Source organism: Ramlibacter sp., from assembly GCF_050250995.1.
Classification (GTDB): Bacteria; Pseudomonadota; Gammaproteobacteria; order Burkholderiales; family Burkholderiaceae_C; genus Ramlibacter.
In genome coordinates, this window is record NZ_JBFWNP010000014.1 from 67,649 (window position 1) to 90,284 (window position 22,636).

Below are 22,636 nucleotides of genomic sequence, written 5' to 3' on the forward strand. Positions count from 1 at the left end.
GCAGGCAGGGAATTTGCCGCAGGCGAGCGGCCGTTTCGCGGCGCGGTGTCGCTGCGAATCCACACGGCCGGCGCGCAATCTACCGCTCGTCGGCGGGAATGTCCTCGAGCTGCTGCAGCTCGTACAGGCGCCGGTAGAGGCCGCCCTCGATCGCCATCAGCTCGCCGTGGACGCCGAGTTCGGCGATGCGGCCGTGGTTCATCACGACGATCCGGTCGGCGTCGCGCACGGTCGACAGGCGGTGCGCGATGGCCACCACCGTGACCCGCCCGCGCAACTGCGCGAGCGCGTGCTGCACCACCTGCTCGGTCTCGGAGTCGATGTGCGACGTGGCCTCGTCGAGGAACAGGATGCGCGGCTCGCCCGCCAGCGCGCGCGCGATCGCGAGCAACTGCTTCTGCCCGACCGACAGCCGCGCGCCGCCTTCGCCGAGCTGCGTGTCGTAGCCGTTCTCCAGGCCCGAGATGAAGTCGTGCGCATGCGCGGCGCGCGCCGCGGCCTCGATCTGCGCGTCGGACAGCGCGCGACCCATCGCGATGTTCTCGCGCGCGCTGGCGGCCAACAGGAAGGGGTCCTGCGGCACGAGTCCCACGCTCGTGCGGAACGCCTCCTCGCCGATCGCGTCGAGCGGCGTGCCGTCGATGCGGATGCGGCCCTCCTGCGGGCGATAGAAGCGCAGCAGCAGCGCGAGCAGGGTCGTCTTGCCGCTGCCGGTGTGGCCCACGATGCCGTGGAAGCTGCCCGCGGGAATGGCCAGCGCGATGTCGCTCAGCACCGGCCGGCCCGGCACGTAGGCGAAGGTCACGCGGTCGACCTCGATCTCGCCGCGCGTCACGCGGCCCGCGTCGCTCGCCACCGGCGCCTCGGCCTCGGCCAGCAGCGCCTGCACGCGCGAGGCGCCGACGAGCGCCTGCTGCAATTGCGACGACTGCATCGTGATTTGGATCAGCGGCTCGATCACGCGCGAGATGTAGCTGATGAACGCGTAGAGGATGCCGACTTCCACCGCGCTCAGCGCGCCGCCCGCGGAGCGCAGGCCGAAGACCAGCAGCACGACAGCCAGCAGGCCCACGTTGAGGAAATCGAGCACCGGGCGCAGCAGCCAGGCGTTCGCGCGCAACTCGACGCGCCGCGATGCGTAGTGCGCTTCGTTCAAGGCGCCGAAGCGCGCGCGGAACCGCTCGGTGGCGTTGGCGGCCTGCAGCACCGGCATGCCCGCGATGGACTCCGCCACCTGCGCGTTCAGCTCGCTGCGCAGCTCGCGCGTGCGGGCGACGGCCGGGCCGGACAGGCGCTGGTAGAGCACCACGATGAAGGCGACGGCGGGCACGAGCCCGCAGACGATCAGCATCAGCCGCCAGTCGAGCCAGAGCATCGCGGCCATCGAGCCGGCGAGGATGATGAGGCTGTCGAGCATGACGAAGAGCACCTGCACGTACAGCGTCTTCACCGCCTCGGTGTCGTTGGTCACGCGGCTGACGAGCTGGCCGGTGATCGCATGGTCGAAGAAGGCCATGGGCAGGCGCAGCACGTGCGCGTAGACCTGCTCGCGGATGCGCTGCACCGAGCGCATCGCCACGCCCGCGAGCCGCGCGAGCTGCAGGTAGCGCAGCCCGCTGGAGAACAGCCCCGCGACCAGCGCGCCGCCCAGCAAGCCCGCCATCTCGGGAATCGCCGCGTTGCGCGGCAGCAGGTAGTTGTCGATGAGGTACTTGCCGGCGATGGGGCCGAGCGCCTCGAGCCCCGCGGCCAGCAGCAGCCAGACGACGCCGTGCCACAGGTGTCGGCGCTCCGGCGCGGCGGCGCGCACGAGGAGCGCGGCGGCTTCGCGCCAAGGCTTCGCGCGGGGCTCGGCCGCCCGAGCGCCGTCGAGCATCGCGGATTCACCCGGCATCGAGGCTCGCCTCCAGTTGCTGGTAGCGCCACTGCCGCGCGTACCAGCCGTTGCCGCCCGCCAGCGATGCATGCGTTCCGGCTTCCGCCACGTGGCCGTCGCGCAGCACCACGATGGCGTCGGCATCCGCCACCGCGCTCAGGCGATGGCTCACGATCACCACCGTGCGGCCGACGCGCGCGGCGCGCAGGTGTTCGAGGATGCGCGCCTCGGTCTGCGTATCGACGGCCGACAGCGCGTCGTCGAGCAGCAGCAGCGGCGCATCCGCGAGCAGCGCACGCGCGATCGCGACCCGCTGCCGCTGGCCGCCGGACAGGGTGACGCCGCGCTCGCCGACCGGCGTGTCGTAGCCGTTCGGCAGGCGCAGGATGTCGTCGTGAACGGCCGCGAGTCGCGCCGCGTTCTCGATCTCCTCGCGCGTCGCGTGCGGTCGGGCCAGGGCGATGTTCTGCGCCACCGTCGCGGAAAACAGGAAGGCCTCCTGCGGCACCCAGGCAATGCCCTCGCGCAGCGCCCCGAGCGTGTAGTCGCGCAGGCCGATGCCGCTCCAGCGCAGCGCGCCGCGCTCGGGCGCGTGGTGCCTCAGCAGCAGGTGCAGCAGGGTCGACTTGCCCGCGCCGGTCGGGCCGACGAGGCCGAGCGTGCGCCCGGGCTCCAGCGTGAGCGACACGCCGTCGAGCGCGGGCCGCGCCTGGCCTTCGTAGGTGAAACGCACGTCGTCCACCGCCAGCGGTCCCGGCTGCACGGCCGCGACCGTGCCGTGATCGTCCACCGCCAGCGGCGCATCCAGCACCGGCTGCAGGCGAGACCACGCCGCCTTGCCGCGTTCCAGCAGCGACAGCACCCAGCCGGCCGCGAACATCGGCCAGATGAGCTGGCCCAGGTAGAGGCTGAAACTCGTGAGCTGGCCCACGGTCAGTTCGTCGCGCCAAACGAGCCAGCTGCCCGCGCCGAGCACCAGCACCGTGGCCGTGGCGAAGCTGAAGCCCAAGGCGGGCTCGTAGGCCGCCTCCCAGCGCTGCGCCTTCAGGCTCGCGTCGGCGGCGCCGGCGGCGAGCTCGCGAAACTGCGCCTCGCTGCGCGGCAGCAGGCCCAGCGCGCGCACGGTGCGCACGCCGGTGAGGCTTTCCTGCACGTGGTCGTTGAGCGCCGCGAAGCGATCGAGCGACTGCCGCGACGCTTCATGCACGTGGCGCGAGATCCACCAGAAGCCGAAGGCCATGAAGGGAAAGGGCAGGATCGCGAAGGCCGCGAGCCGCCAGTCGACGCCGATCGACATCATGCCGACGACGAGCACGAGCGTGAGCGAGCCGTCGAAGCCGGCGAGCAGCGCCTCGCCGGCCGCCATCTCGACCGCGTCGACGTCGTTGGTGGCGAGCGCCATCAGGTTGCCGGTGCGGCGCGTGCCGTAGAAGGACGCGCCCTGCAGCGTGAGCCGCCGGTAGAGGCGCTCGCGCAGCTCGACGCCCACGCGGTAGGCGGCCGCGTAGAGTTTCAGCCGCCAGGCGACACGAAGGAAGTACACGGCCGTGCCCGCCGCCAGGAGCCACGCGAGTTCGAGCAGCAGCGCGTCGCGCGACAGGCGGCTGGCGACGAGGCCATCCACCACGTGCCCGATCTGGCGCGGAATCCAGACGAGCAGCAGTGCGATGAGCAGAAGCATCGCGGCGGACGAGGCGTACGCGCCGCGATGGCGCAGCACGAAGCCGCCGACGAGCCGGTAGAGGGACATGGGAAGTTGCGGGCTCGGGCTCCCGCGGGTCGCGGGCCGCGGCTCGGCCTCGGGACGATGGGGCATGCGCGGCATTGTGCGCGGAGCGGGCGCACGGACGTGTCACCAGGCGCGAAGCCCCTGCGGGGCCGCAGCGAATCCGGTTCAGCCCCGCGGCCGTGCCGGCCGCAGCGAATCGGGTTCAGCCCTGCGGCCGTGCCGGCCGCAGGGCGTGCCCGCGTCAGTTGACGGCGAAGCAGTAGAAGCGGCCCGAGCCGCCGGTGCGCACCAGCGCGGGCTGGTCGCAGCCGGCCGACTGGTGCGAGAAGTTCCAGGACTTCGCCCAGTTCTCGGGCATCGGGCCGGTGCGGTCGTGATGGCCGACGATGGCCGAGCCGTCCGGGCCGCCGTGCGTCCAGGCCTTGCAGGTCGTGTCGGTCTGCGGCGCGAAGGCCGTGCCGTCGGCGCGCGAGCCGGTCAGGATGTCGTGCTCGTTCGGCGTGTCGCCACGGCCCTTGATGATGTTGCCGCGCTCGTCGAGCGCCGTCTCCTTGCTGATGTTGTTCCCGTTGTGCAGATGCTCGAGGTCGCGGGCGATGAGCACGCCCTTGGCGTTGTGCCACGGGCCGCGGCCGATGCGGTCGCGCGCGTTCACCGCGGCCACGCCGGGGGTGTTGGCGCCCGGGAACGTGGGCGGCACGCTCAGGTACGCACGCCAGGTGCGATTGCCCGCGCCGGCCGCCGCCGCGAGGCGCTGGCAGTGCGAATCCGCACCCGCGAGGCCGCCGAGGTTGGCGCCTTTGCCGCTGCCCGAGCTCGTGATGAAGAAGCCCATGGGTCCGGTGGACGACATCGGCGTCGCGCAGGCGGCGAGCAGGGCGACGGCGCCGAGGGTGGCGGTGAGGAGGCGGTAGGGGCGGGTGCGTGACATGCGTTTCCTTCAGGCTGTTGTTGGTGTCGCCGAATTACGCCGTGCCGCCCGGGGGAAGGCACGAGGGAGTTCCCTAACCGGCGGTGCGCTTGCGCGAGGTCGAACCCGACCGATCCATGCCCGGGTTTGCCTTTTCGACCAGGCGGCCGCTGACGTACTTGTGCAGGACGCTCGCAATCAGGGTCTGGTAGGGCATTCCTTCCTCGAGCGCCCTGGCCTGGATGTCGGTGAGGTCGATCGACGAGAGCCGGATATTGACTCTGCGATCCTTGACCGAAGTCGCCCGGGCTGCTGCCCTGAATTTCTCGAGCTCGGACTTCGTCGCGACGGACTTGAGCCGGCCCTTCTCGAACGCGGAAAGGATCTCCTGTTCGTCAGCGTCAACGTTCGGCATCGGATTCATCTCCTTGCAGGTAGTCCCGGGTCGCCTTGCGGCTCGGGATGACGGTCTTCAGAAAATAGTGGTCCGCCTGTTCGACGAAGGGCACCAGATAGGCGTACCCATCGTACGAAACGACGAGGACCCTTTGATTCGGGTATCTCGACTTGTTGGGATGCTCGACGATGTCGAGCAGTCCTTCGGACTCGATGGCCACGACGATGTTTTCGAAGGACACGCCGCGGGACTGCTTGAGCGTCTCGTTCTTTTCGACGCCCCAGCGGAACGGTTTCATGGGTGAATTCTACGCAATCTGTGTGCCTTTTGTCACCACGCTTTCCGCGCAAGCGCGGTTGACGCATGTCAAACCCCGCGCCGGCCGCGCTTGCTACGCTGGCCGCATGCAAGCCGCCCTCCTCGACGCGCCCGCGCAGTGGGAGCGCTTCAGCCGCCCCGTCGGCGCGGGGGGCGAGGCTGGCGCCGGGCCGGGCCGCTGGGAGACCTACCTCGGCATCGAAGGCATGCACTGCGCGGCGTGCTCGCTGATCGTCGAGCAGGCGCTCCTGCCGCTGCCCGGCGTGGCGAGCGTGCAGGTGAACGGCGCCAGCGCCACCGCCCGCATCGTGTGGTCGCCGGAAACCGGCCGGCCCTCGCAATGGCTCGAATCCCTGAAGCGCGCCGGGTATGGCGCCGTGCCCGCCGCGGACCTGCTGGAGGCCGGGGGGCAACGCGCCGAGCAGCGCATGCTGCTGTGGCGCTGGCTCGTCGCGGGCTTCTGCATGATGCAGGTGATGATGTACGCGCTGCCGGCCTACGTGGCCGCGCCGGGCGAGATCACGCCCGACGCCGAAGGCCTGCTGCGCTGGGCCTCCTGGATCCTCACGCTGCCGGTGCTGCTGTTCTCCAGCCGGCCCTTCTTCGAATCCGCGTGGCGCGACCTGAAGCGCGGCAGCATCGGCATGGACGTTCCGGTGGCGCTCGGCATCGCCGTCGCGTTCGGGGCGAGCAGCGCGTCGACCTTCGATCCGCAGGGCCCGCTTGGCTCGGACGTCTGGTACGACTCCGTGACGATGTTCGTGTTCTTCCTGCTTTCGGGTCGTCTGCTGGAACGTCGTCTGCGTGATCGCACGGCAGGCGCCCTGAGCGCACTGATGCGCAGCCTGCCGGCGATGGCGGATCGCCTGCTCGCCGACGGCGCCTGCGAAAGCGTGCCGGTGCATGCGCTGGCCATCGGCGATCGCGTGCGCGTTCGCGCGGGCGAGACGATGCCGGCGGACGGCCGGGTGGTCGAAGGAGAAAGCCGGATCGACGAGGCGCTGCTGACCGGCGAATCGAAGGCCGTGGCTCGCCGCGTCGGCGACGAGGTGGTGGCCGGCAGCGGCAATCTCGCCGGCACGCTCGTGATCGAGGTCACCCGCGTCGGCTCGCAGACGCGCTTCGCCCAGATCGTCGCGCTGATGGAACGCGCGGCGGTCGACAAGCCGCGCATCGCGCGGATCGCGGACCGCATTGCGCAGCCCTTCCTCGTGGGCGTCGTGCTGGCGGCCCTTGCCGCCGCGGCAGCGGCCTGGTCGCAGGGGGCGGGGCATGCGATGGGCATCGCCATCGCGGTGCTGATCGTCACCTGCCCCTGCGCGCTGTCGCTCGCGACGCCGGCCGCGACGCTCGCGGCGGCCGGCGCGCTGGCGCGGCGGGGTGTGCTGGTGCGCAGGCTCGATGCGTTCGAGGCCGCGGCCGGCGTCGACACGGTGGTGTTCGACAAGACGGGGACGCTGACGGAGGATCGGCTGGCGGTGTCCGGAATCTCGGTGCGGCAGGGTGTGAGCGAAGCCGAGGCGCTCGAACTCGCGGCCGCACTCGCGCAACACTCCTTGCACCCTGCGTCGCGCGCCGTGCATGACTCCCTCTCCCCTCTGGGGAGAGGGTGGGGTGAGGGGCACGGCGAGGCTGGACCGGGGCGCGCCGTGCCCTCACCCCAACCCTCTCCCAGAGGGAGAGGGAGGAATACCGGCGCTGTGCAGGAGATTGCGGGGCGAGGGCTTCGCGGCACGGTCGACGGGCGCGAGCTGCGTCTCGGCTCTGCGGATTTCTGCGGCGCGACGAAAGCCCGAGGCTCGGCGGTTCATCTCGCCGATGCCGAGGGCTGGCTCGCCACCTTCACCCTCGCCGAACGCATGCGCGATGGAACGCCCGCCGCCGTGCAGGAACTCCGTGGCGACGGGTTGCAGCTGGAACTGCTCTCCGGCGACACCGCGTCGGCGGTGCAGGCGCTCGCCACGCGCGCGGGCATCGCAACGGCACATTCGGCGCAGACGCCGGAAGCCAAACTCGCGCACCTGCAGCGCAAGCAGGCGCAGGGCCGCCGCATCGCCATGGTCGGCGACGGCATGAACGATGCGCCCGTGCTCGCGCGCGCCGACGTCTCCATCGCCATGGGCGAGGGCGTCCCGCTCGCGCAGCAGCAGGCCGACTTCGTGATCCTCGGCGGACACGTCGAACGCGTGCCGCGCATCCTCGCGCTCGCACGGCGAACGCGAACCATCGTCCGCCAGAACCTCGCCTGGGCCGCGGCCTACAACGCCGTGTGCGTGCCGCTCGCGGTGCTTGGCCTCATGCCGCCCTGGCTCGCGGGCCTCGGCATGGCGGCGAGCTCCCTCTTCGTCGTCGCGAACGCGGCGCGCCTGTCGCGTCGAATCGAATAGCAGGTCGAACCCATGGACATCCTCTTTCTCCTCATCCCGCTATCCGTCGCGCTCGCGCTCGCCATCCTCGCCGCGCTCGCGTACGCGGTGTGGCGCGGCCAGTTCGAATCGCTGGAGGGCGAGGGCGAGCGCATCCTGCAGGGCGATTGATTTGAATCAACCCGGCCGTGGCGCGGCGGCCGGACACTGAGGCATCCGAAAAAAGGTGCTTCATGAACGCTCCCACACTTCCTGCCGCGCAATACCACGACACCGTGGTGCGGCAGTTCACGCTGGCGGCGGTGCTCTGGGGCGTGGTGGGCATGCTGGTCGGCGTGCTCATCGCGGCGCAGCTCACCTGGCCCGAGCTGAACTTCAACACCGCATGGCTCTCCTACGGGCGCCTGCGTCCGCTGCACACCAACGCGGTGATCTTCGCCTTCGGCGGCTGCGCGCTCATGGGCACCAGCTACTACATCGCGCAGCGCACCTGCCAGGTGCCGCTGTTCCTGCCGAAGCTCGCCGCCTTCACGTTCTGGGGCTGGCAGGCGGTGATCGTCGCCGCGGCGATCACGCTGCCGCTCGGCTACACGCAGGGCAAGGAATACGCCGAGCTCGAGTGGCCCATCGACATCCTGATCGCCGCCGTGTGGGTCGCCTACGCCGTCGTGTTCTTCGGCACGATCGGCACGCGGCGCGTGCGCCACATCTACGTGGCCAACTGGTTCCTCGGCTCGTTCATCATCGCCGTGGCGCTGCTGCACATCGTCAACAGCGTGGCGATCCCGGCCGGCGCGCTCAAGTCGTACTCGGCCTACGCCGGCGTGCAGGACGCGATGGTGCAGTGGTGGTACGGCCACAACGCGGTCGGCTTCTTCCTCACCGCGGGCTTCCTCGGGATGATGTACTACTTCATCCCCAAGCAGGCCGAGCGGCCGGTGTACAGCTATCGCCTGTCCATCGTCCACTTCTGGGCGCTGATCTTCACGTACATGTGGGCGGGCCCGCACCACCTGCACTACACCGCGCTGCCCGACTGGACGCAGTCGCTCGGCATGGTCTTCTCGCTGATCCTGCTCGCGCCGAGCTGGGGCGGCATGATCAACGGCGCGATGACGCTCTCGGGCGCCTGGCACAAGCTGCGCGACGACCCGGTGCTGCGCTTCCTCATCGTGTCGCTGTCCTTCTACGCCATGGCCACGTTCGAGGGGCCGATGATGTCCATCAAGACGGTCAACGCGCTGTCGCACTACACCGACTGGACCGTGGGCCACGTGCATGCCGGCGCGCTCGGCTGGGTGGGCTTCATCACCATGGGCTCGCTCTACTACCTGATCCCGCGCCTGTACGGCCAGAAGAAGATGTATTCGATCAATGCGATCGAGGTCCACTTCTGGATCGCGACGCTCGGGATCGTGCTGTACATCGCCGCGATGTGGATCGCGGGCGTGATGCAGGGCCTGATGTGGCGCGCGGTGAATGCCGACGGCACGCTCACCTACACCTTCGTGGAATCGGTGAAGGCGACCTATCCCTTCTACTTCGTCCGCGCCCTCGGCGGCGTGCTGTACCTCACCGGGATGCTGGTCATGGCCTGGAACACGTGGATGACGGTCGCCACCGGACGCACCCGCCCGGTGGCCGTGCCGGCCGCGATGGCCCACGCCTGAAGGAAGAACAACCATGAGCGCCAACGCCAACGCCAACGACACCGGCTTCTCCCACGAGAAGATCGAGACCAACAACTTCCTGATGATCGTGCTGATCCTCGTCGTCGTCGCCATCGGCGGCCTGGTCGAGATCGTGCCGCTGTTCTTCCAGAAGTCCACGACCGAGCCCGTGACGGGCGTGAAGCCCTACACCGCGCTGCAACTCGCCGGACGGGACGTGTACCTGCGGGAGGGCTGCTACAACTGCCATTCGCAGATGATCCGGCCCTTCCGCGCCGAGACGATGCGCTACGGGCACTATTCGGTGGCCGGCGAGTACGTCTACGACCATCCCTTCCAGTGGGGCAGCAAGCGCACCGGCCCCGACCTGCACCGCGTGGGCGGCAAGTACAGCGACGAATGGCACCGCATCCATCTCGTCAATCCGCGCGACGTGGTGCCGGAGTCGAACATGCCCGCGTATCCCTGGCTCGAGAAGGCGCAGGTGCCCGCGACCGAAATGGCGGCCCGCATGAAGGCGCTGCGCGTGGCGGGCGTGCCCTACACGGACGCGGAGATCGCCAAGGCGGCGGCCGACGTGCAGGGCAAGACCGAGATGGACGCCCTCGTCGCCTACCTGCAGGGCATGGGCCGTGCGCTCAAGTAAGAACGACAAGGAGTACCGACATGGACATCACCACCATGCGCGTCGCCGCGACACTCGCCTCGCTGGGCGTTTTCCTCGGCATCGCCGTCTGGGCCTACTGGAAACCCAACCGCGAGGGCTTCGACGAGGCCGCCCGGCTGCCCTTCCTCGACGATGGCGAGGGACGTTGAGATGAGCGATTTCACCGGAAATTTCTGGCCCGTCTACGTGGCGGCGCTCACGCTCGCGGGTATCGCGGGCTGCGCCCTCCTGCTGTGGCTCACCTCGCGCAAGAAGGTCGCCGCCACCGCCGACAACACCACGGGCCACGTCTGGGACGAGGACCTGACCGAGATGAACAACCCGCTGCCGATGTGGTGGGTCGGGCTCTTCGTCCTCACCATCGTGTTCTCGCTCGCCTACCTCGTCGCCTATCCCGGGCTCGGCACCTACTCCGGCCAGCTGAAGTGGAGCCAGAAGGGCGAGTATGACGCCGAGGTGGCCGAGGCCGGCAAGGCGCTCGCGCCCCTCTATTCGCAGTTCACCGCGCGCAAGCCGGAAGACCTGGCGGCGGACCCGGCCGCGATGGCCGTGGGCGAGCGCCTCTTCATGAACAACTGCGCGCAGTGCCACGGCTCCGACGCGCGGGGCAGCAAGGGATTCCCCAACCTCGCGGACCGCGACTGGCTGCACGGCGGCAGCGCGGAGAAGATCGCGGAGTCGCTGACCAAGGGCCGCGTCGGCGCCATGCCGCCCATGGCCGCGGCGGTGGGCTCGCCCGACGACGTGAAGAACGTCGCGCACTACGTGCTGTCGCTGTCCAACAGCCCGCACGACTCGCTGCGCGCGCAGCTTGGCAAGAGCAAGTTCAGCGCTTGCGCGGCCTGCCACGGCAACGACGGCAAGGGCAATGCGGCGATGGGCGCGCCCAACCTCACGGACGACATCTGGCTGCACGGCTACGGCGAGCAGGCCATCGTGAACATCGTCGCGAATGGACGCACGAACGAGATGCCCGCGCAGGCCGGCAAGCTCAGCGAGGCGCAGATCCACGTGCTGACGGCGTACGTGTGGGGGCTGTCGAACCGCGCGGCGCCGAACGCGAAACCTTGACGGCCCGACCGGGGCGCCAGCTTCGTGCCCGTCGGGAACGTGGCGTCACAGGGGAGCCGTGCCGGCAGGCGATGCCAGCACGCGCTCCATGGCTTCGGCAAGGCTGCGCGGCGCGAAAGGCTTCGGCAGCACGCCGAAGCCGAGGCGCGAAATCGCATCGATCTGCTCGGCATAGCCGGTCATGACCAGGATGCGGATGCGGGGGTGCTGCGCCGACACCTCCCGCGCGAGCGCAAGGCCGTCGCGCTCCCCCGGCATCACGACGTCGGTGAGCAGCACGTCGACCTCGTCCGCATACTTCGACAGCCAGTCGACGGCGGCATCGGCGCTTTCCCGATGCACGACGTGGCAGCCCAGGCGCTTGAGCACGGGCACGATCACGGCGGCGACCTCGGCGTTGTCCTCGACGAGCAGCACGCGCGCGTCGATCTTCGCGGGCAGCGAATCGGGCGCCGCGGACGGCGCGACCGGACCCGTGGAGGCCGGGAACTTCATCCGCACGGTGGTGCCCGCGCCCGGTCGGCTCTCCAGGCTCGCGTCGCCGCCCGCGCGCTTGCACAGCGCATGCACCTGGCTCAGGCCGAGGCCCGTGCCCTTGCCCAGCGGCTTGGTGGTGAAGAACGGATCGAAGGCCTTCGCGGCGGTCGCGGGGTCCATGCCCTGGCCCGTGTCGATCGCCTCGACCCACACCCAGCCCGCCGCGTCCGGCGCATTGCGGGCCGTGATCGTGAGCTGGCCGCCCGCCTCCATCGCATCGCGCGCATTCACGGCGAGGTTGATGAGCGCGAGTTCGAATTCGGCGGGGTCGACGTGGATGGGCGCGGTGTCCGGCGCGATCGCGATCTCCACCGGGATCTTGCTGCCGAGCGTCGGCGCGAGCAGGTCGCGCATCGGCGGCAGGCGTTCCTGCAGGGAGAAGGTCTCCGGCGCGAGCGCCTGCCGCCGCGAGAAGGCGAGCAGCTGCCGCGTGAGCTTCGTCGCGGACTCGACCGCGCGGCCGATGGCGTCGGTGAACTTCGCCGGCGGCGCGGGCTGCGCGAGGCGCAGCAGGTGCAGGTTGCCACTGATCACCATCAGCGCGTTGTTGAAGTCGTGGACCACGCCGCCGGTGAGGCGGCCGAGCGCCTCCATCTTCTGCGACTGCAGCAGCGCTTCCTCGATCTGGCGGCGCGCCTGCGATTCCTCGTGCAGCCGGTGCGCGGCGTCGAGCGCCTCGCGCGTGCGGCGCAGCGCGAGCCAGGCCGCCCACAGCAGGCCGAGCGCGGGCAGCGCGGCGATGGCGGCGACGCGGCCGAGTTCGCGCAGGAACTCGGTGCGAATCGCGCTCAGCTCGCGGCCGGTGCCGATGTACACGGGATAGTCGCCGAGCTTCCTGAAGAAGATCACGCGCTTCTGCCCGTCGAGCGAGGACACGCTGCGCACCACGCCGCTGGTCTCGCCCGCGATCACCCGCGACAGCACCTCGCCGCGCGGCGACATGCGCTCGGGTGCGCCCGGCAAGGGCGGCCAGCGCGAGTACACCTCGCCGTCGTTGCGGAACACGGTGATGGCGAGGCCGGGCTCGTCCGCCGCCAGTTCCTCGTGGAAGCGCGTGAAGTAACCGGCGTGCAGGCCCACCGACACGACACCCGCGAAGCTGCCGTCGGCGCGGTAGCGGCCGCGGCTCAGGTTGAAGAAGCGGTCGCCGGGCGCGGTCCCCTTCATCGCGGCGGAGACGAACACGCCGCCCTTCTTGTCCCGGTGCCACTGGAAATAGGGCCGGTCGGCCACGTTGCGGCCTTCGGGCGGCTTTGCGAAGCGGTTCGTCGCGACGGTGCCGCCCTGCGCGTCGGTGACCCAGATCGACTCCACCTGCGGCTTGTTGCGCGCCAGCTCCACGAGCTGCAGGTGCAGCGCGTCCTGCCGCTGCAGCAGGCGGGCGTCGTCGTCGTCGCGCACGAGGTCGAGCACATGGCGCGCGAGTATCTCGTTGGTGTCGAGCACGCGCAGGGCGTGTTCGTGCGCGATCGACAGCGAGCGCACGAGCCGCACCTCGGCCTCCTCCAGCATCTGCTGCCAGCGGTACACGGCGAATGCGCCGAAGAGCAGCAGCGCGACGGCCACGCACAGGACGATGAAAAGGCGCAGGGTCCACAGGCCGCGCGCCATGCCGCGCTCGGGCGCGGGCAGGGACGGCGCCGCTGCCGCGGACGCGGACGACCCCGTGGCCTCGGGGGATGGCGCCGGCGCGGCTGGCACCGCGTTCGGCAGTTCGGCGGGGATCGATGCGGTGGCCGCGGGTGGCATGGGGCCTCGGGGTGGGGTCCGCCGAGTATGCACGAGCCATGTTCTTTCGTGGGGCGATGACCTGGATCAAACCGCGCGTGCGCCGCACACCCGACCATCGACGTCATGAAAGTGATTCCCATCGTCCCGGCGCCCGCCGAGGGCGAACCGCAATCCCTCTACGAATCGCAGAAAAAAGTTTACCCGCGAACGGTACAGGGCCTCTTCGCGCGCTGGCGCTGGGGTTTCGTCTTCCTGACGCAGCTCGTCTTCTACGGTCTGCCGTGGCTGCAGTGGGGGGAGCGCCAGGCCGTGCTTTTCGACCTCGGCGCGCGGCGCTTCTACCTGTTCGGCTGGGTGCTCTATCCGCAGGACTTCATCTACCTGACCGGGCTGCTCGTGGTGAGCGCGCTGTCGCTGTTCCTCTTCACCGCGGTCGCGGGGCGCCTCTGGTGCGGCTTCGCCTGCCCGCAGACGGTCTACACCGAGATGTTCCTGTGGATCGAGCGCAAGGTCGAGGGCGAGCGGCACGAACGCATGAAGCTCGACGGCGCGCCGTTCTCGCTCGAGAAGCTGGTCAAGAAGTGGTTCAAGCACCTGCTGTGGATCGGCCTCGCCCTGTGGACCGGCTTCACCTTCGTCGGCTATTTCACGCCCATCGTCGAGCTCGGCATGGAGTTCCTGCAGACGCGGATGAGCTCCTGGGAAGTCTTCTGGGTGTTCTTCTACGGTTTCGCGACCTACGGCAACGCGGGCTTCATGCGCGAGCAGGTGTGCAAGTACATGTGCCCCTATGCGCGCTTCCAGAGCGCGATGCTCGACCGTGACACCCTCATCGTCAGCTACGACGCGAAGCGCGGCGAGCCGCGCGGTTCGCGTCCGCGCTCGCTCGCGGACTTCCGCTCCAAGGGCCTGGGCGCATGCATCGACTGCTCGCTGTGCGTGCAGGTGTGCCCCACGGGAATCGACATCCGCAAGGGCCTGCAGCTCGAGTGCATCGGCTGCGCGGCCTGCGTCGACGTGTGCGACGGCGTGATGGAGAAGATGAAGTACGAGCCGGGCCTCATCCGCTTCACGACGCAGAACGCGCTGGAAAAAGGCTACGGCCGCGACGGCATCCTCGCGCGGGTGCTGCGCCCGCGCGTGATCGTCTATACGCTCATTCTGGGCGCGATCGCCGTGGGCCTGGCGATCAGCCTCGCGATGCGCACGCCGCTGAAGGTGGACGTGGTGCGCGACCGCGCCGCGCTCGCGCGCATCGTGCCCGGCGGACGGCTGGAGAACGTCTACCGCCTGCAGGTCATGAACGCGACGGAGCGCACGCAGCGCTATCGCATCCGCGCGGAGGGGCTGGCCGGCCTGGCCGTCGCTTCGGACACGGAGATCGAGGTGCCCGCCGCGCAATCGCGCTGGGTGCCGGTGCGGCTGCAGATTCCGTACGGATCGGCCGCCGCCGGCTCGCATGCCATCCATTTCGACATCGGCACGGTGGACGGCGACGCGCACGTGCGCGAGAAGTCCGTGTTCCTCGTGCCGCGCTAAGGAGACAAGACGATGACGACCGACCCGCAACCCGCGCCCTCGCCCTGGTGGCGCCACGGCCACGTGTGGCTGCTGATCGCCGGCCCGGCGGCCGTGGTGGTGGCGGGCTTCGCCACGCTCTGGATCGCGATTCGCCAGCCCGACCCGGTGATCGCGCCCGACTACTACCGCCGCGGCATCGAGATCAACAAGACGCTCGCCGCCCGCGACAAGGCGATGGCGCCGGCCCAGCAGGGGCGCAACCATGTCGTCACGCCCGAGCGGCCCTGAGGACGCGGCCATGGGGCGACTCGCGATGTCCGTGCTCTGGCCCGCGTTCCTGTGCGCGTGCGCGCTCGAATTCGTCGTGTTCGCGCAGGTCGACCCGGCCGAGCTGAACTGGGGCCTGCCGGCGCTGCACCTGTCGCGCCAGGCGGTCTACACGGTGGCGTTCTTCGTGTTCTGGGCGATCTCGGCGGTCGGTTGCGCGCTGAGCGCGTCGCTGCAGGCGCGAGGCGAATGAAGGGGGGCCACGCGCTGCGGTAAATTCGCAGCGTGTCCTCCCCTCCCACACCGCCGCTGCCCTTGACGGGCCCGAACGCCGACGCCTGGCTGGGCGGGCTGCTCGATTCCGCGATGGACGCCGTGATCGCGGTCGACGCGTCGCAGCGCATCGTGCTCTACAACCGCGCGGCCGAAGCCATCTTCGGCTTTCCCGCCGCGACGATGCACGGGCAGCCGCTCGAGACGCTCCTGCCGGCACGGTTTCGCGATCGCCATGCGGGGCTGGTGGGCCGTTTCGGCCACACGGGCGTCACTTCGCGCCGCATGGGCGGCAACACGGTGCTGTACGGGCTGCGCGCGAACGGCGAGGAGTTTCCGGTCGAGGCGTCCATCTCGCAGCTCGACACGCCGCAGGGCAAGATCTACACGGCGATCCTGCGCGACATCACCGAGCGCGTGCGGGCCCAGCGCGAGCTCGCCGCGTTCGCCGCGGAGGCAAGCGGCATCCGCGAGCAGGAGCGCTCGCGCATCGCGCGCGAGCTGCACGACGAGCTCGCGCAGACCCTCACCGCGCTGAAGATGGACACGATCTCGCTGCGCGACCAGAAGGGCGGCGGCGCTTCCGAGGCGCGCCTGGCCGGCATGCTCGAGATGCTCGACAGCGCCGTGGCGTCCACGCGCCGCATCTCGGCCGACCTTCGCCCGCTCGTGCTCGACGATCTCGGCCTCATCCCCGCCATCGAGTGGCTCGTGCAGAATTTCATGCAACGCACGGGTGTCGCGTGCGTGCTCGATGCCGACGAGACGATCGAGCTGCCCGAGCCCTATGCGACGGGCGTCTTCCGCATCGTGCAGGAGTCGCTGACGAACGCCGGCAAGCACGCGGGCGCGTCGCGGGTGGACGTCGGCGTGGCGCGCGAGGACGACGTGCTCGTCGTGACCGTGCGCGACGACGGCCGCGGTTTCCGCCCGGACGACCCGCGCAAGCCGCAGTCGCTCGGGCTCGTGGGCCTGCGCGAGCGGGCGCAGCTGCTGCGCGGCGGCGTGGAGGTGCGCAGCGAACCCGGCGCGGGCACCACCGTCGAGGCGCGCATCCCCGTCGGCGAGGCGGACGCATGATCCGCGTCGTGCTGGCCGACGATCATGCGATCGTGCGCGAGGGCCTCAAGCGCATCGTCGGCGAAGTCCGCGACTTCGAGGTCGTGGGCGAGGCGGCCGACGGCACGCAGGCGCTCGAGCGCGTGCGCGAACTCGCGTTCGACGTGCTCGTTCTCGACCTGTCGATGCCGGGGCGCAGCGGCATGGAGTTGATCCGGCTCGTGAAGGCCGAGAAGCCGAAGCTGCGCATCCTCGTGCTGTCCATGCACGAGGAGACGCAGTACGCGGTGCGCGCGATCAAGTCGGGCGCGAGCGGCTATCTCACGAAGGAGAGCGCGCCGGCGCAGCTGGAGCAGGCGATCCGCAAGGTGGCTGCGGGCGGCGCCTACATCAGCGCCGAGGTCGCGGAGCAGTTGGCGCTGGGCGCCATGCCGGGCGGGGATGCCGCGCCGCACGAGGTCCTGTCGGACCGCGAGTTCCAGGTACTTCGAATGCTGGCCGCCGGCACCTCGGTGACCGAGGCGGCGGCGCAGCTGCACCTGTCGGTGAAGACGGTGAGCACGCACAAGGCCAACCTGATGCACAAGCTCGGGATCGGCAATCAGGCGGAGCTGATCAAGTACGCGATGAAGCACGGGCTGGGGGAGCCCTGAACGGGTTCAAGCCGCCCGCACTTCCCCCGACCACCCCAGCTGCTTCGACAGCTTCAACGCCAGCTTGCGCAGCGCCGCCTCGATCTTCGACGCCTCCCCGCGCGCCAGTTCGCTGACCGGCACGCCCACGCCGAGCGCGGCCACCGGCACACCCGCAGCGCCGAACACCGGCGCCGCGAATCCTTCGACGCCCGCGATGGCCTCGCCGCGCGAGCGGCCGATGCCGGTGCGGCGGATCTGCTCGAGTTCCTTCTCGAGCTCCGGCCCGCGCGCCTTCGCCTGGCGCGTCGGCGCTTCGGGCAGCAGGGCGAGCACCTCGTCGACCCACGCCTGCGGCCCGAACGCGAGCATCGCCTTGCCCAGCGCCGAATGCTGCAGCGGCCCGCGCGAGCCGAGCTGCAGGCTGTGGCCGAAGACGGAGGGCACGCTCTCCGTGCAGATGACGACGTACTCGCCCCCGCTCGGAATCGCCAGCACGGAGAATTCGCGCACCTCGCTGTACAGCTCCGCGACGATGGGCTGGCCCACGCGCACGAGGTTGAGGTTGCGCAGGTAGGAGTTCGCGAGCCACAGCACCTGCACGCCGATCGTGAACGCGCCGGTGTCCGGCTGCCGCTGGATGTAACCCTTCGACTGCAGGTCCTGCAGCAGCGCGGTCAGGCTGCTCTTGGGGATGTTCAATCCCTGCGCGATGGCGGTGTGCGTGCATCCCGACGGCTGGCCGGCGATGTACTCCATGATCTCGAGAACGCGGAGCGCTGACTTGGACATTGTTCTGTGGCGCGGGGACTCGGGCGAGGATAGCACCCGCGCCCGGGGCCCCGTCGGGCGGCCGCTTCAGCGCGCCTGCGGCCGGGGCCGCGGCCGGGCCGGCAGGTGCGCGCGCCGGTACATGAGCACCGTGCGGCGGAACTCGATGACCACCGTGCCCGCCTGGTTCCAGCCGCGCGTGTGCAGCTCCACGATGCCGACGGCGGGACGCGACGCGGAGTCGCGCAGGGCCGCCACGGTCGAGTCGCTGTAAATCGTGTCGCCCTCGAAGGCGGGCGCGGGCAGGCGGATCTCCGACCAGCCGAGGTTCGTCATCACGTTGGGCGTGAGGTCGGCGACCGACTGGCCCGTGACGAGCGCGAGCGTGAAGGTGGAGTTCAGCGGCGGCTTGTCGAAGCCCGCCGCCCGCGCGTACTCGTGGTCCAGGTGCAGCGGCGCGGGATTCTGCGTGAGCAGCGTGAAGAGGGTGTTGTCGTAGCCGTTGACGGTGCGCGCGAGCCGGTGCTCGCAGCGGTCGCCGACGCGGAAGTCCTCGAAGCAGCGGTCGCGCCAGGGCATTTCATTCGTGTTCATGGCCAGGACTCCCTTCACGCCGAAACGACGACCGTCGTCACCGAGCCGCCATCCGTCCCGCTCACCGTCCCGCCCTTGCAGTAGGCGAGGCCCAGCCGGGCATCGCGCACCTGGCGCCCGCCCGCGCGGCCGCTCAGCTGCCAGTACAGCTCGCACACCTGCGCCATGCCGGTGGCGCCCACCGGGTGGCCGCGCGAGAGCAGCCCGCCGCTCGCGTTCACGGGCAGCCTGCCGCCCACGCGCGTGTGGCCGTCCTGCGTCCAGCGCGCGCCTTCGCCGCGCGGGATGAGCCCGAGGCCCTCGAGCCGCACGATTTCCGCGATGGTGAAGCAGTCGTGCATCTCGACGAGGTCGATATCTTCGGGGTCCACGCCCGTGAGCGCATACGCCTGCTCGCCCGCGCGGCGCGAAATGTCTTCCTCGTTCAGGTCGTGCAGGCCGGTGCGCAGCGACCCGCTCACGAGGCCAATGCCGCGCACCACCGGCTTCGCCTCCACGATACCGAGTCGCCGCAGCCCTTCGCGGCTGCAGACCACGGCGGCTGCCGCGCCGTCGCTGATCGGGCTGCAATCGAGCACGCCCAGCGGATCGGCGACCGGCCGCGCCGCGAGCACCTGTTCGAGCGACACCGGGTTCTGGTAGTGCGCATACGGGTTGTGCTGCGAATGTTCGTGATTCTTCACGGCCACCATCGCGATCTGCTCGCGCGTCGCGCCGTGGTCGGCCATGTAGCGGCGCGCACTGAGCGCATGGCCGGCCGTCATGATGAAGCCCTGCATCGCGTCGAGGTCGCTCGGGTCGGGCGCCACGCCGCCCTTGATGCGGTCGGTCATCTTCTCCGCGCCGATGACGAGTGCGACTTCGTACAGCCCCGCGGCCACGGCGAGCCAGGCTTCGCGCAGCGCGGTCGCGCCGCTCGCGCAGTAGTTCTCGTGGTTGCTCACCGGCAGGCCGCCGAGGCCGAGTTCGACGGCGACGCGCTGGCCCGCGACCGGGCCGCCGAAGACGTGGCCGACGAACACGGCCTCGATGTCCTTGCGGCTCGCCCCTGCGTCCTGCATCGCGGCGCGCGCGGCGCCGCAGGCGAGCTGCTCGAAGGTGACCGAGGCGGGAAACTTGCCGAAGCGGACCATGCCCGCGCCGGCGATATGAAGCGTGCGCATCAGGCGTTTCCTTCCGCGAGAGGGGTGAAGCGATAACCGAGCCGCGCGCTGCCGTCGTCCATCTCGACCGCGCGCAGCGCGAGTTGCACCGGCATGCCGATGCCGGGCTCCGCACCGGCGTGTTCGAGCTGCGCGAGCAGGCGCACGCCGTCGTCGAGGTCCACGTAGGCGAGTGTGTACGGCGTCTTCCGTCCCGCCGGCGCCTGGCGGACGATGGTCCACGAATGCACGAGCCCGCGCGGGCTCAGCGCCACGGGCGACAGCGCATCGTCCGCGTTGCAGGCGGGGCAGAAGGTCCGCGCCGGAAAATGCCGGCCGCCGCAGGCGCGGCATTCGGCGCCCAGGAGGCGCGGCGGGTCGAGTTGCATCAGGCCTTCGCGCAGCGGCGGCAGGTCGGGCAGGGGATCAGGCATGGGCGGACTCCGGGGGGTGAATGCGCGCCGCCGGCTGGGCCAGCAGCAGGTTGGTGGAAGCGAGTTGCGGCTCGGCGATGCCTTGCACGCCGGCATCGAGCGCGAGCAAGCAGCCGGCGTGCGGTTCGCGCGAGAGCGCATCGGGTGCGAGGCCGTAGCGCGCGGTGGTGACGAAAAGGGTGCGCAGGTCCGCGCCGCCGAAGGTGCAGCTGGTCGGGTTCGTCACCGGCAGTTCGATCGTGCGGTCGAGCGCGCCGTCGGGCCGGCGACGCTCGATCCGGCGGCCGCCGAAGATCGCGCACCAGATGCCGCCTTCGGCGTCCACGGTGAGGCCATCGGTCTTGGCGGGCGGTCCTTCGACACGCATCAGCGGATCGAGCCGGCGAATGCCGCCACTTTCGACGTCGAAGGCGTAGCGATGCACCACGCGGTCCATCGATTCGGAAAAGTACATCGTCGACGCATCCGGCGACCACGCGATGCCATTGGACAGCGCGAAGCCGCTGTCCATCGCGGCCACCGACGCGTCGTCGATGCGATACAGGCGGCCGATGGGGCGCGTGAGCCGCCGGTCGAGGGTGCCGATCCACAGGCGACCGCGTGCATCGACCTTCGCATCGTTGAAACGCTCGTCGCCGAGGTCGAGGCCGGGGAGTTCCAGCGGGCGAATCGCGGCGCCGAATGACTCCGCGATGGCGATCCCCGCGCGAAACGCGATGACGAGCCGGCCGTCGTCGAGCGGCAGCACCGCCGCGGGCGGACGCTGCAGCGGCCACGGCTCGGCCCGCGCCGCGCCCGCGCGCCACCGCCACAGGTGCGGCTTCGAGCCATCGATCCACACGAGTTCCTGCCGCGCGGCATTCCACTGCGGGCCTTCCCCCAGGAGGTTGTCGGCTTCGACGATTTTCACGACGCCGCCTCCGTGCTCGACTCGCGCGCGAAGAACACCTGCGCGAGCCGGTTCTTCTGCACCTTGCCGGTGGTGGTGAGCGGCAGTGCGTCCTCGGTGGTGAAGCAGAAGTAGCTGGGCACCTTGTACGCGGCGAGCTGCCGGCGGCAGAAGCCGCGCAGCGCATCGGCGTCGAGCGCGCGGCCTTCGCGCGCGATCACGACCGCGCCCAGCACTTCGTCGCGCACCGCGTCGGGCACGCCGGTCACGAGCGCCTGCTGGACGTCCGGGTGCGTCATCAGCACCGACTCGATCTCGGCGGGCGACACGTTGATGCCGCCGGTCTTCACCATCTCCTTGAGCCGGCCGCGGAACTGCATGTTGCCCTGCGCGTCCACGACCGCGAGGTCGCCGGTGCGGAAGTAGCCCTGCTCGTCGAACGCGGCGCGCGTCTGCGCCTCGTCCTTGAGGTAGCCGAGCATGACGCGGCCTTTCAGCCGCAGCTCGCCGACTTCGCCGGGCGGAAGGTCAAGACCGGTCTGCGGATCGACGATGCGCTGCGACACGCCGGGCAGCGGCCGTCCCGACCACGCGAGGCGCAGCGCCAGCGGATCGTCGGCCGAGGTGGCGTGCGAGTTGCCGTAGATCTCGGTGAGGCCGTAGACGTTGCAGATCTGCGTGGCGCCCAGCGCGACGACGCGCATCAACTGCTCGGGCGTGCCGAGCGTGGTGCCCGTGCGCAGGCTCGACAGGTCGCGGCGCGCGCGATCCGGGTGCTCGTGCATCGCCTGGAACATGTTGGGCGTGCCGTAGACGACGGTGCAGCGCTCGCGCTCGATCAGCGCCAGCGCCTCGCCGGCGTCGAAGCTCTCCTGGAGCACGAGGCAGCCGCCGTGCGACAGGATCGCCGGCAGCGCATTCGAGCAGCCGAAACCCCAGAAGAGGGACACGGCGAGCCACAGCCGGTCGTCCGGACGCAGGCACTGGCGGCGTCCGATGTGCCAGGGGTTCTCCACGAGGTGGCCGTGCGCGAGCTGCACCGCCTTGGGCCGGCTGGTCGAGCCGGAGGTGTAGAGCAGCAGCGCGACGTCGTCCACGCCAGGCGCCGACGGAGCCGGCGGTGGATCGTCCCGGCACAGGCGCGACCACGGCACCCAGGTCGCCGGCGCGCCGTCGCCCACGGCGACCCGCACCCGCAATGCGGGCACCCGCCCGCGGGCGATCAACGCGTCGACCTCGGCGGGCCACTCTCGCCGAAGGTAGCGCGCGGCCGCGATCAGGCAGGACGCTTCCGAATGCTCGAGCGCATATTCGATTTCCGAGGCGGTCCACCAGGTGTTGAGCGCGACGACGGTTGCGCCGAGCGTCATCGCGGCGAGCGAGCCGATCACCCACTCGACGCGATTGCCCATGAGCACGGCGACGCGTTCGCCGCGCTGCACGCCGAGCGACTGCAGTCCGGCGGCGGCGGCCGCGACCGCACGCTCGAGCTCGCCATAGGTCAGCCGCAACTCGCCGGCCACGAGCGCAACACGTTCCGGCGCGAAGCGCGCGAAATGACGGATGAGACCGGGCAGCGTCGGAGCCGGCGGCGTATCGGGCGCATCGGGTGCCTCCGATGACTCCGATGCAGGGAGCGAGGGGATTTCGTCGGAAATCCGGGTTGCACCGGACTTGCAATCTTCGATTTCGGCGGCTATGCTGTTCGTCATTGGGAAGTGAGTTCGCGTAAGTGAACAAACCGAGTATAGGCAGATCGACAATGGCTTTCAAGCCGGAACC

Annotated in this window: 23 protein-coding genes; 11 read left to right on the forward strand and 12 right to left on the reverse strand. The window is 70.3% G+C overall.

Annotated features, from left to right (window positions below):
• Window positions 1-79: 79 nt before the first annotated feature.
• The 5 genes from AB7E83_RS12000 to AB7E83_RS12020 form a co-directional block, all read right to left on the reverse strand.
• Window positions 80-1,894 carry an ABC transporter ATP-binding protein gene (locus AB7E83_RS12000; protein WP_428569579.1) on the reverse strand — a complete coding sequence of 605 codons (1,815 nt, stop codon included), beginning with the start codon at window positions 1,892-1,894 and terminating at the stop codon, window positions 80-82.
• A complete protein-coding gene (locus AB7E83_RS12005; RefSeq protein WP_428569580.1) occupies window positions 1,884-3,626 on the reverse strand; it encodes an ABC transporter transmembrane domain-containing protein in 1,743 nt (580 codons plus the stop codon). The genes AB7E83_RS12000 and AB7E83_RS12005 overlap by 11 nt, the downstream gene beginning before the upstream one ends.
• Before the next feature lie 220 nt (window positions 3,627-3,846).
• The gene (locus AB7E83_RS12010) at window positions 3,847-4,536 is read right to left on the reverse strand and encodes a hypothetical protein (RefSeq protein ID WP_428569583.1); all 690 of its coding nucleotides are present in this window, start codon (window positions 4,534-4,536) and stop codon (window positions 3,847-3,849) included.
• 73 nt (window positions 4,537-4,609) lie between these two features.
• Entirely contained in the window at window positions 4,610-4,939 is a 330-nt protein-coding gene (locus AB7E83_RS12015; RefSeq protein ID WP_428569585.1) for a hypothetical protein, read from the reverse strand.
• Window positions 4,917-5,210 (reverse strand): hypothetical protein, encoded by a 294-nt coding sequence (locus AB7E83_RS12020; protein WP_428569588.1) that lies wholly within the window; start codon window positions 5,208-5,210, stop codon window positions 4,917-4,919. The genes AB7E83_RS12015 and AB7E83_RS12020 overlap by 23 nt, the downstream gene beginning before the upstream one ends.
• 106 nt (window positions 5,211-5,316) lie before the next feature.
• Between AB7E83_RS12020 and AB7E83_RS12025 the strand changes: the two genes are divergently transcribed.
• The 6 genes from AB7E83_RS12025 (at window position 5,317) to ccoP (ending at window position 11,004) form a co-directional block, all read left to right on the forward strand.
• Window positions 5,317-7,617: a heavy metal translocating P-type ATPase gene (locus AB7E83_RS12025; protein WP_428569590.1), complete on the forward strand. Its 2,301-nt coding sequence runs from the start codon at window positions 5,317-5,319 to the stop codon at window positions 7,615-7,617.
• Between the two features lie 12 nt (window positions 7,618-7,629).
• The gene (gene ccoS, locus AB7E83_RS12030; RefSeq protein ID WP_428569593.1) at window positions 7,630-7,767 is read left to right on the forward strand and encodes a cbb3-type cytochrome oxidase assembly protein CcoS; all 138 of its coding nucleotides are present in this window, start codon (window positions 7,630-7,632) and stop codon (window positions 7,765-7,767) included.
• Window positions 7,768-7,829: 62 nt separating this feature from the next.
• Complete coding sequence (ccoN, locus tag AB7E83_RS12035) at window positions 7,830-9,266, forward strand: cytochrome-c oxidase, cbb3-type subunit I (protein WP_428569596.1); 1,437 nt, start codon at window positions 7,830-7,832, stop codon at window positions 9,264-9,266.
• A 13-nt stretch (window positions 9,267-9,279) separates the two neighbouring features.
• On the forward strand, window positions 9,280-9,912 hold the full coding sequence (ccoO, locus tag AB7E83_RS12040; RefSeq protein ID WP_428569598.1) for a cytochrome-c oxidase, cbb3-type subunit II: 633 nt from the start codon (window positions 9,280-9,282) through the stop codon (window positions 9,910-9,912).
• 20 nt (window positions 9,913-9,932) lie between these two features.
• The gene (locus AB7E83_RS12045) at window positions 9,933-10,082 is read left to right on the forward strand and encodes a cbb3-type cytochrome oxidase subunit 3 (RefSeq protein ID WP_428569601.1); all 150 of its coding nucleotides are present in this window, start codon (window positions 9,933-9,935) and stop codon (window positions 10,080-10,082) included.
• 1 nt (window position 10,083) lies between these two features.
• Window positions 10,084-11,004, forward strand: a complete 921-nt coding sequence (gene ccoP / locus AB7E83_RS12050) for a cytochrome-c oxidase, cbb3-type subunit III (RefSeq protein ID WP_428569604.1) — start codon at window positions 10,084-10,086, stop codon at window positions 11,002-11,004.
• A 45-nt stretch (window positions 11,005-11,049) separates the two neighbouring features.
• On the opposite strand, the gene AB7E83_RS12055 is transcribed toward ccoP, so the two are convergent.
• Complete coding sequence (locus tag AB7E83_RS12055) at window positions 11,050-13,290, reverse strand: ATP-binding protein (protein WP_428569606.1); 2,241 nt, start codon at window positions 13,288-13,290, stop codon at window positions 11,050-11,052.
• A gap of 105 nt (window positions 13,291-13,395) precedes the next feature.
• Here AB7E83_RS12055 and ccoG point away from each other — a divergent pair, with 105 nt between their 5' ends.
• The 5 genes from ccoG to AB7E83_RS12080 are packed head-to-tail and all read left to right on the forward strand — an operon-like array spanning window position 13,396 to window position 17,045.
• A complete protein-coding gene (ccoG, locus tag AB7E83_RS12060) occupies window positions 13,396-14,811 on the forward strand; it encodes a cytochrome c oxidase accessory protein CcoG (protein ID WP_428569609.1) in 1,416 nt (471 codons plus the stop codon).
• Between the two features lie 12 nt (window positions 14,812-14,823).
• Window positions 14,824-15,081 carry a FixH family protein gene (locus tag AB7E83_RS12065; RefSeq protein WP_428569611.1) on the forward strand — a complete coding sequence of 86 codons (258 nt, stop codon included), beginning with the start codon at window positions 14,824-14,826 and terminating at the stop codon, window positions 15,079-15,081.
• Between the two features lie 10 nt (window positions 15,082-15,091).
• Window positions 15,092-15,313, forward strand: coding sequence for a hypothetical protein (locus AB7E83_RS12070; RefSeq protein WP_428569614.1), 222 nt, complete (start codon window positions 15,092-15,094; stop codon window positions 15,311-15,313).
• Window positions 15,314-15,345: 32 nt separating this feature from the next.
• Window positions 15,346-16,413, forward strand: coding sequence for a PAS domain-containing sensor histidine kinase (locus AB7E83_RS12075; protein ID WP_428569616.1), 1,068 nt, complete (start codon window positions 15,346-15,348; stop codon window positions 16,411-16,413).
• A complete protein-coding gene (locus tag AB7E83_RS12080; RefSeq protein ID WP_428569619.1) occupies window positions 16,410-17,045 on the forward strand; it encodes a response regulator in 636 nt (211 codons plus the stop codon). The genes AB7E83_RS12075 and AB7E83_RS12080 overlap by 4 nt, the downstream gene beginning before the upstream one ends.
• A gap of 6 nt (window positions 17,046-17,051) precedes the next feature.
• Here AB7E83_RS12080 and AB7E83_RS12085 read toward each other — a convergent pair whose 3' ends face one another.
• The 6 genes from AB7E83_RS12085 to AB7E83_RS12110 form a co-directional block, all read right to left on the reverse strand.
• Window positions 17,052-17,816, reverse strand: a complete 765-nt coding sequence (locus tag AB7E83_RS12085; RefSeq protein ID WP_428569622.1) for an IclR family transcriptional regulator — start codon at window positions 17,814-17,816, stop codon at window positions 17,052-17,054.
• Window positions 17,817-17,882: 66 nt separating this feature from the next.
• The gene (locus tag AB7E83_RS12090; RefSeq protein WP_428569625.1) at window positions 17,883-18,389 is read right to left on the reverse strand and encodes a MaoC family dehydratase; all 507 of its coding nucleotides are present in this window, start codon (window positions 18,387-18,389) and stop codon (window positions 17,883-17,885) included.
• Between the two features lie 14 nt (window positions 18,390-18,403).
• Entirely contained in the window at window positions 18,404-19,552 is a 1,149-nt protein-coding gene (locus AB7E83_RS12095; protein WP_428569627.1) for a thiolase family protein, read from the reverse strand.
• Window positions 19,552-19,965 (reverse strand): Zn-ribbon domain-containing OB-fold protein, encoded by a 414-nt coding sequence (locus tag AB7E83_RS12100; RefSeq protein ID WP_428569630.1) that lies wholly within the window; start codon window positions 19,963-19,965, stop codon window positions 19,552-19,554. Before AB7E83_RS12100 ends, AB7E83_RS12095 begins: the two co-directional genes overlap by 1 nt.
• Window positions 19,958-20,875 (reverse strand): SMP-30/gluconolactonase/LRE family protein, encoded by a 918-nt coding sequence (locus tag AB7E83_RS12105; protein ID WP_428569633.1) that lies wholly within the window; start codon window positions 20,873-20,875, stop codon window positions 19,958-19,960. Before AB7E83_RS12105 ends, AB7E83_RS12100 begins: the two co-directional genes overlap by 8 nt.
• Window positions 20,872-22,566, reverse strand: a complete 1,695-nt coding sequence (locus AB7E83_RS12110; protein ID WP_428569636.1) for a class I adenylate-forming enzyme family protein — start codon at window positions 22,564-22,566, stop codon at window positions 20,872-20,874. Before AB7E83_RS12110 ends, AB7E83_RS12105 begins: the two co-directional genes overlap by 4 nt.
• Between the last annotated feature and the right edge of the window lie 70 nt (window positions 22,567-22,636).

Bases quoted from the DNA above. Each gene is read 5' to 3' on its own strand.
- AB7E83_RS12085 (WP_428569622.1), bottom strand. From the start codon at position 17,816: ATGTCCAAGTCAGCGCTCCGCGTTCTCGAGATCATGGAGTACATCGCC.
- AB7E83_RS12065 (WP_428569611.1), top strand. From the start codon at position 14,824: ATGACGACCGACCCGCAACCCGCGCCCTCGCCCTGGTGGCGCCACGGC.
- ccoN (WP_428569596.1), top strand. From the start codon at position 7,830: ATGAACGCTCCCACACTTCCTGCCGCGCAATACCACGACACCGTGGTG.
- ccoO (WP_428569598.1), top strand. From the start codon at position 9,280: ATGAGCGCCAACGCCAACGCCAACGACACCGGCTTCTCCCACGAGAAG.
- AB7E83_RS12100 (WP_428569630.1), bottom strand. From the start codon at position 19,965: ATGCCTGATCCCCTGCCCGACCTGCCGCCGCTGCGCGAAGGCCTGATG.
- AB7E83_RS12070 (WP_428569614.1), top strand. From the start codon at position 15,092: ATGGGGCGACTCGCGATGTCCGTGCTCTGGCCCGCGTTCCTGTGCGCG.
- AB7E83_RS12080 (WP_428569619.1), top strand. From the start codon at position 16,410: ATGATCCGCGTCGTGCTGGCCGACGATCATGCGATCGTGCGCGAGGGC.
- AB7E83_RS12015 (WP_428569585.1), bottom strand. From the start codon at position 4,939: ATGAATCCGATGCCGAACGTTGACGCTGACGAACAGGAGATCCTTTCC.
- AB7E83_RS12110 (WP_428569636.1), bottom strand. From the start codon at position 22,566: ATGACGAACAGCATAGCCGCCGAAATCGAAGATTGCAAGTCCGGTGCA.
- AB7E83_RS12005 (WP_428569580.1), bottom strand. From the start codon at position 3,626: ATGTCCCTCTACCGGCTCGTCGGCGGCTTCGTGCTGCGCCATCGCGGC.
- AB7E83_RS12090 (WP_428569625.1), bottom strand. From the start codon at position 18,389: ATGAACACGAATGAAATGCCCTGGCGCGACCGCTGCTTCGAGGACTTC.
- ccoG (WP_428569609.1), top strand. From the start codon at position 13,396: ATGAAAGTGATTCCCATCGTCCCGGCGCCCGCCGAGGGCGAACCGCAA.
- ccoP (WP_428569604.1), top strand. From the start codon at position 10,084: ATGAGCGATTTCACCGGAAATTTCTGGCCCGTCTACGTGGCGGCGCTC.
- AB7E83_RS12055 (WP_428569606.1), bottom strand. From the start codon at position 13,290: ATGCCACCCGCGGCCACCGCATCGATCCCCGCCGAACTGCCGAACGCG.
- AB7E83_RS12020 (WP_428569588.1), bottom strand. From the start codon at position 5,210: ATGAAACCGTTCCGCTGGGGCGTCGAAAAGAACGAGACGCTCAAGCAG.
- ccoS (WP_428569593.1), top strand. From the start codon at position 7,630: ATGGACATCCTCTTTCTCCTCATCCCGCTATCCGTCGCGCTCGCGCTC.
- AB7E83_RS12025 (WP_428569590.1), top strand. From the start codon at position 5,317: ATGCAAGCCGCCCTCCTCGACGCGCCCGCGCAGTGGGAGCGCTTCAGC.
- AB7E83_RS12045 (WP_428569601.1), top strand. From the start codon at position 9,933: ATGGACATCACCACCATGCGCGTCGCCGCGACACTCGCCTCGCTGGGC.
- AB7E83_RS12000 (WP_428569579.1), bottom strand. From the start codon at position 1,894: ATGCCGGGTGAATCCGCGATGCTCGACGGCGCTCGGGCGGCCGAGCCC.
- AB7E83_RS12095 (WP_428569627.1), bottom strand. From the start codon at position 19,552: ATGCGCACGCTTCATATCGCCGGCGCGGGCATGGTCCGCTTCGGCAAG.
- AB7E83_RS12010 (WP_428569583.1), bottom strand. From the start codon at position 4,536: ATGTCACGCACCCGCCCCTACCGCCTCCTCACCGCCACCCTCGGCGCC.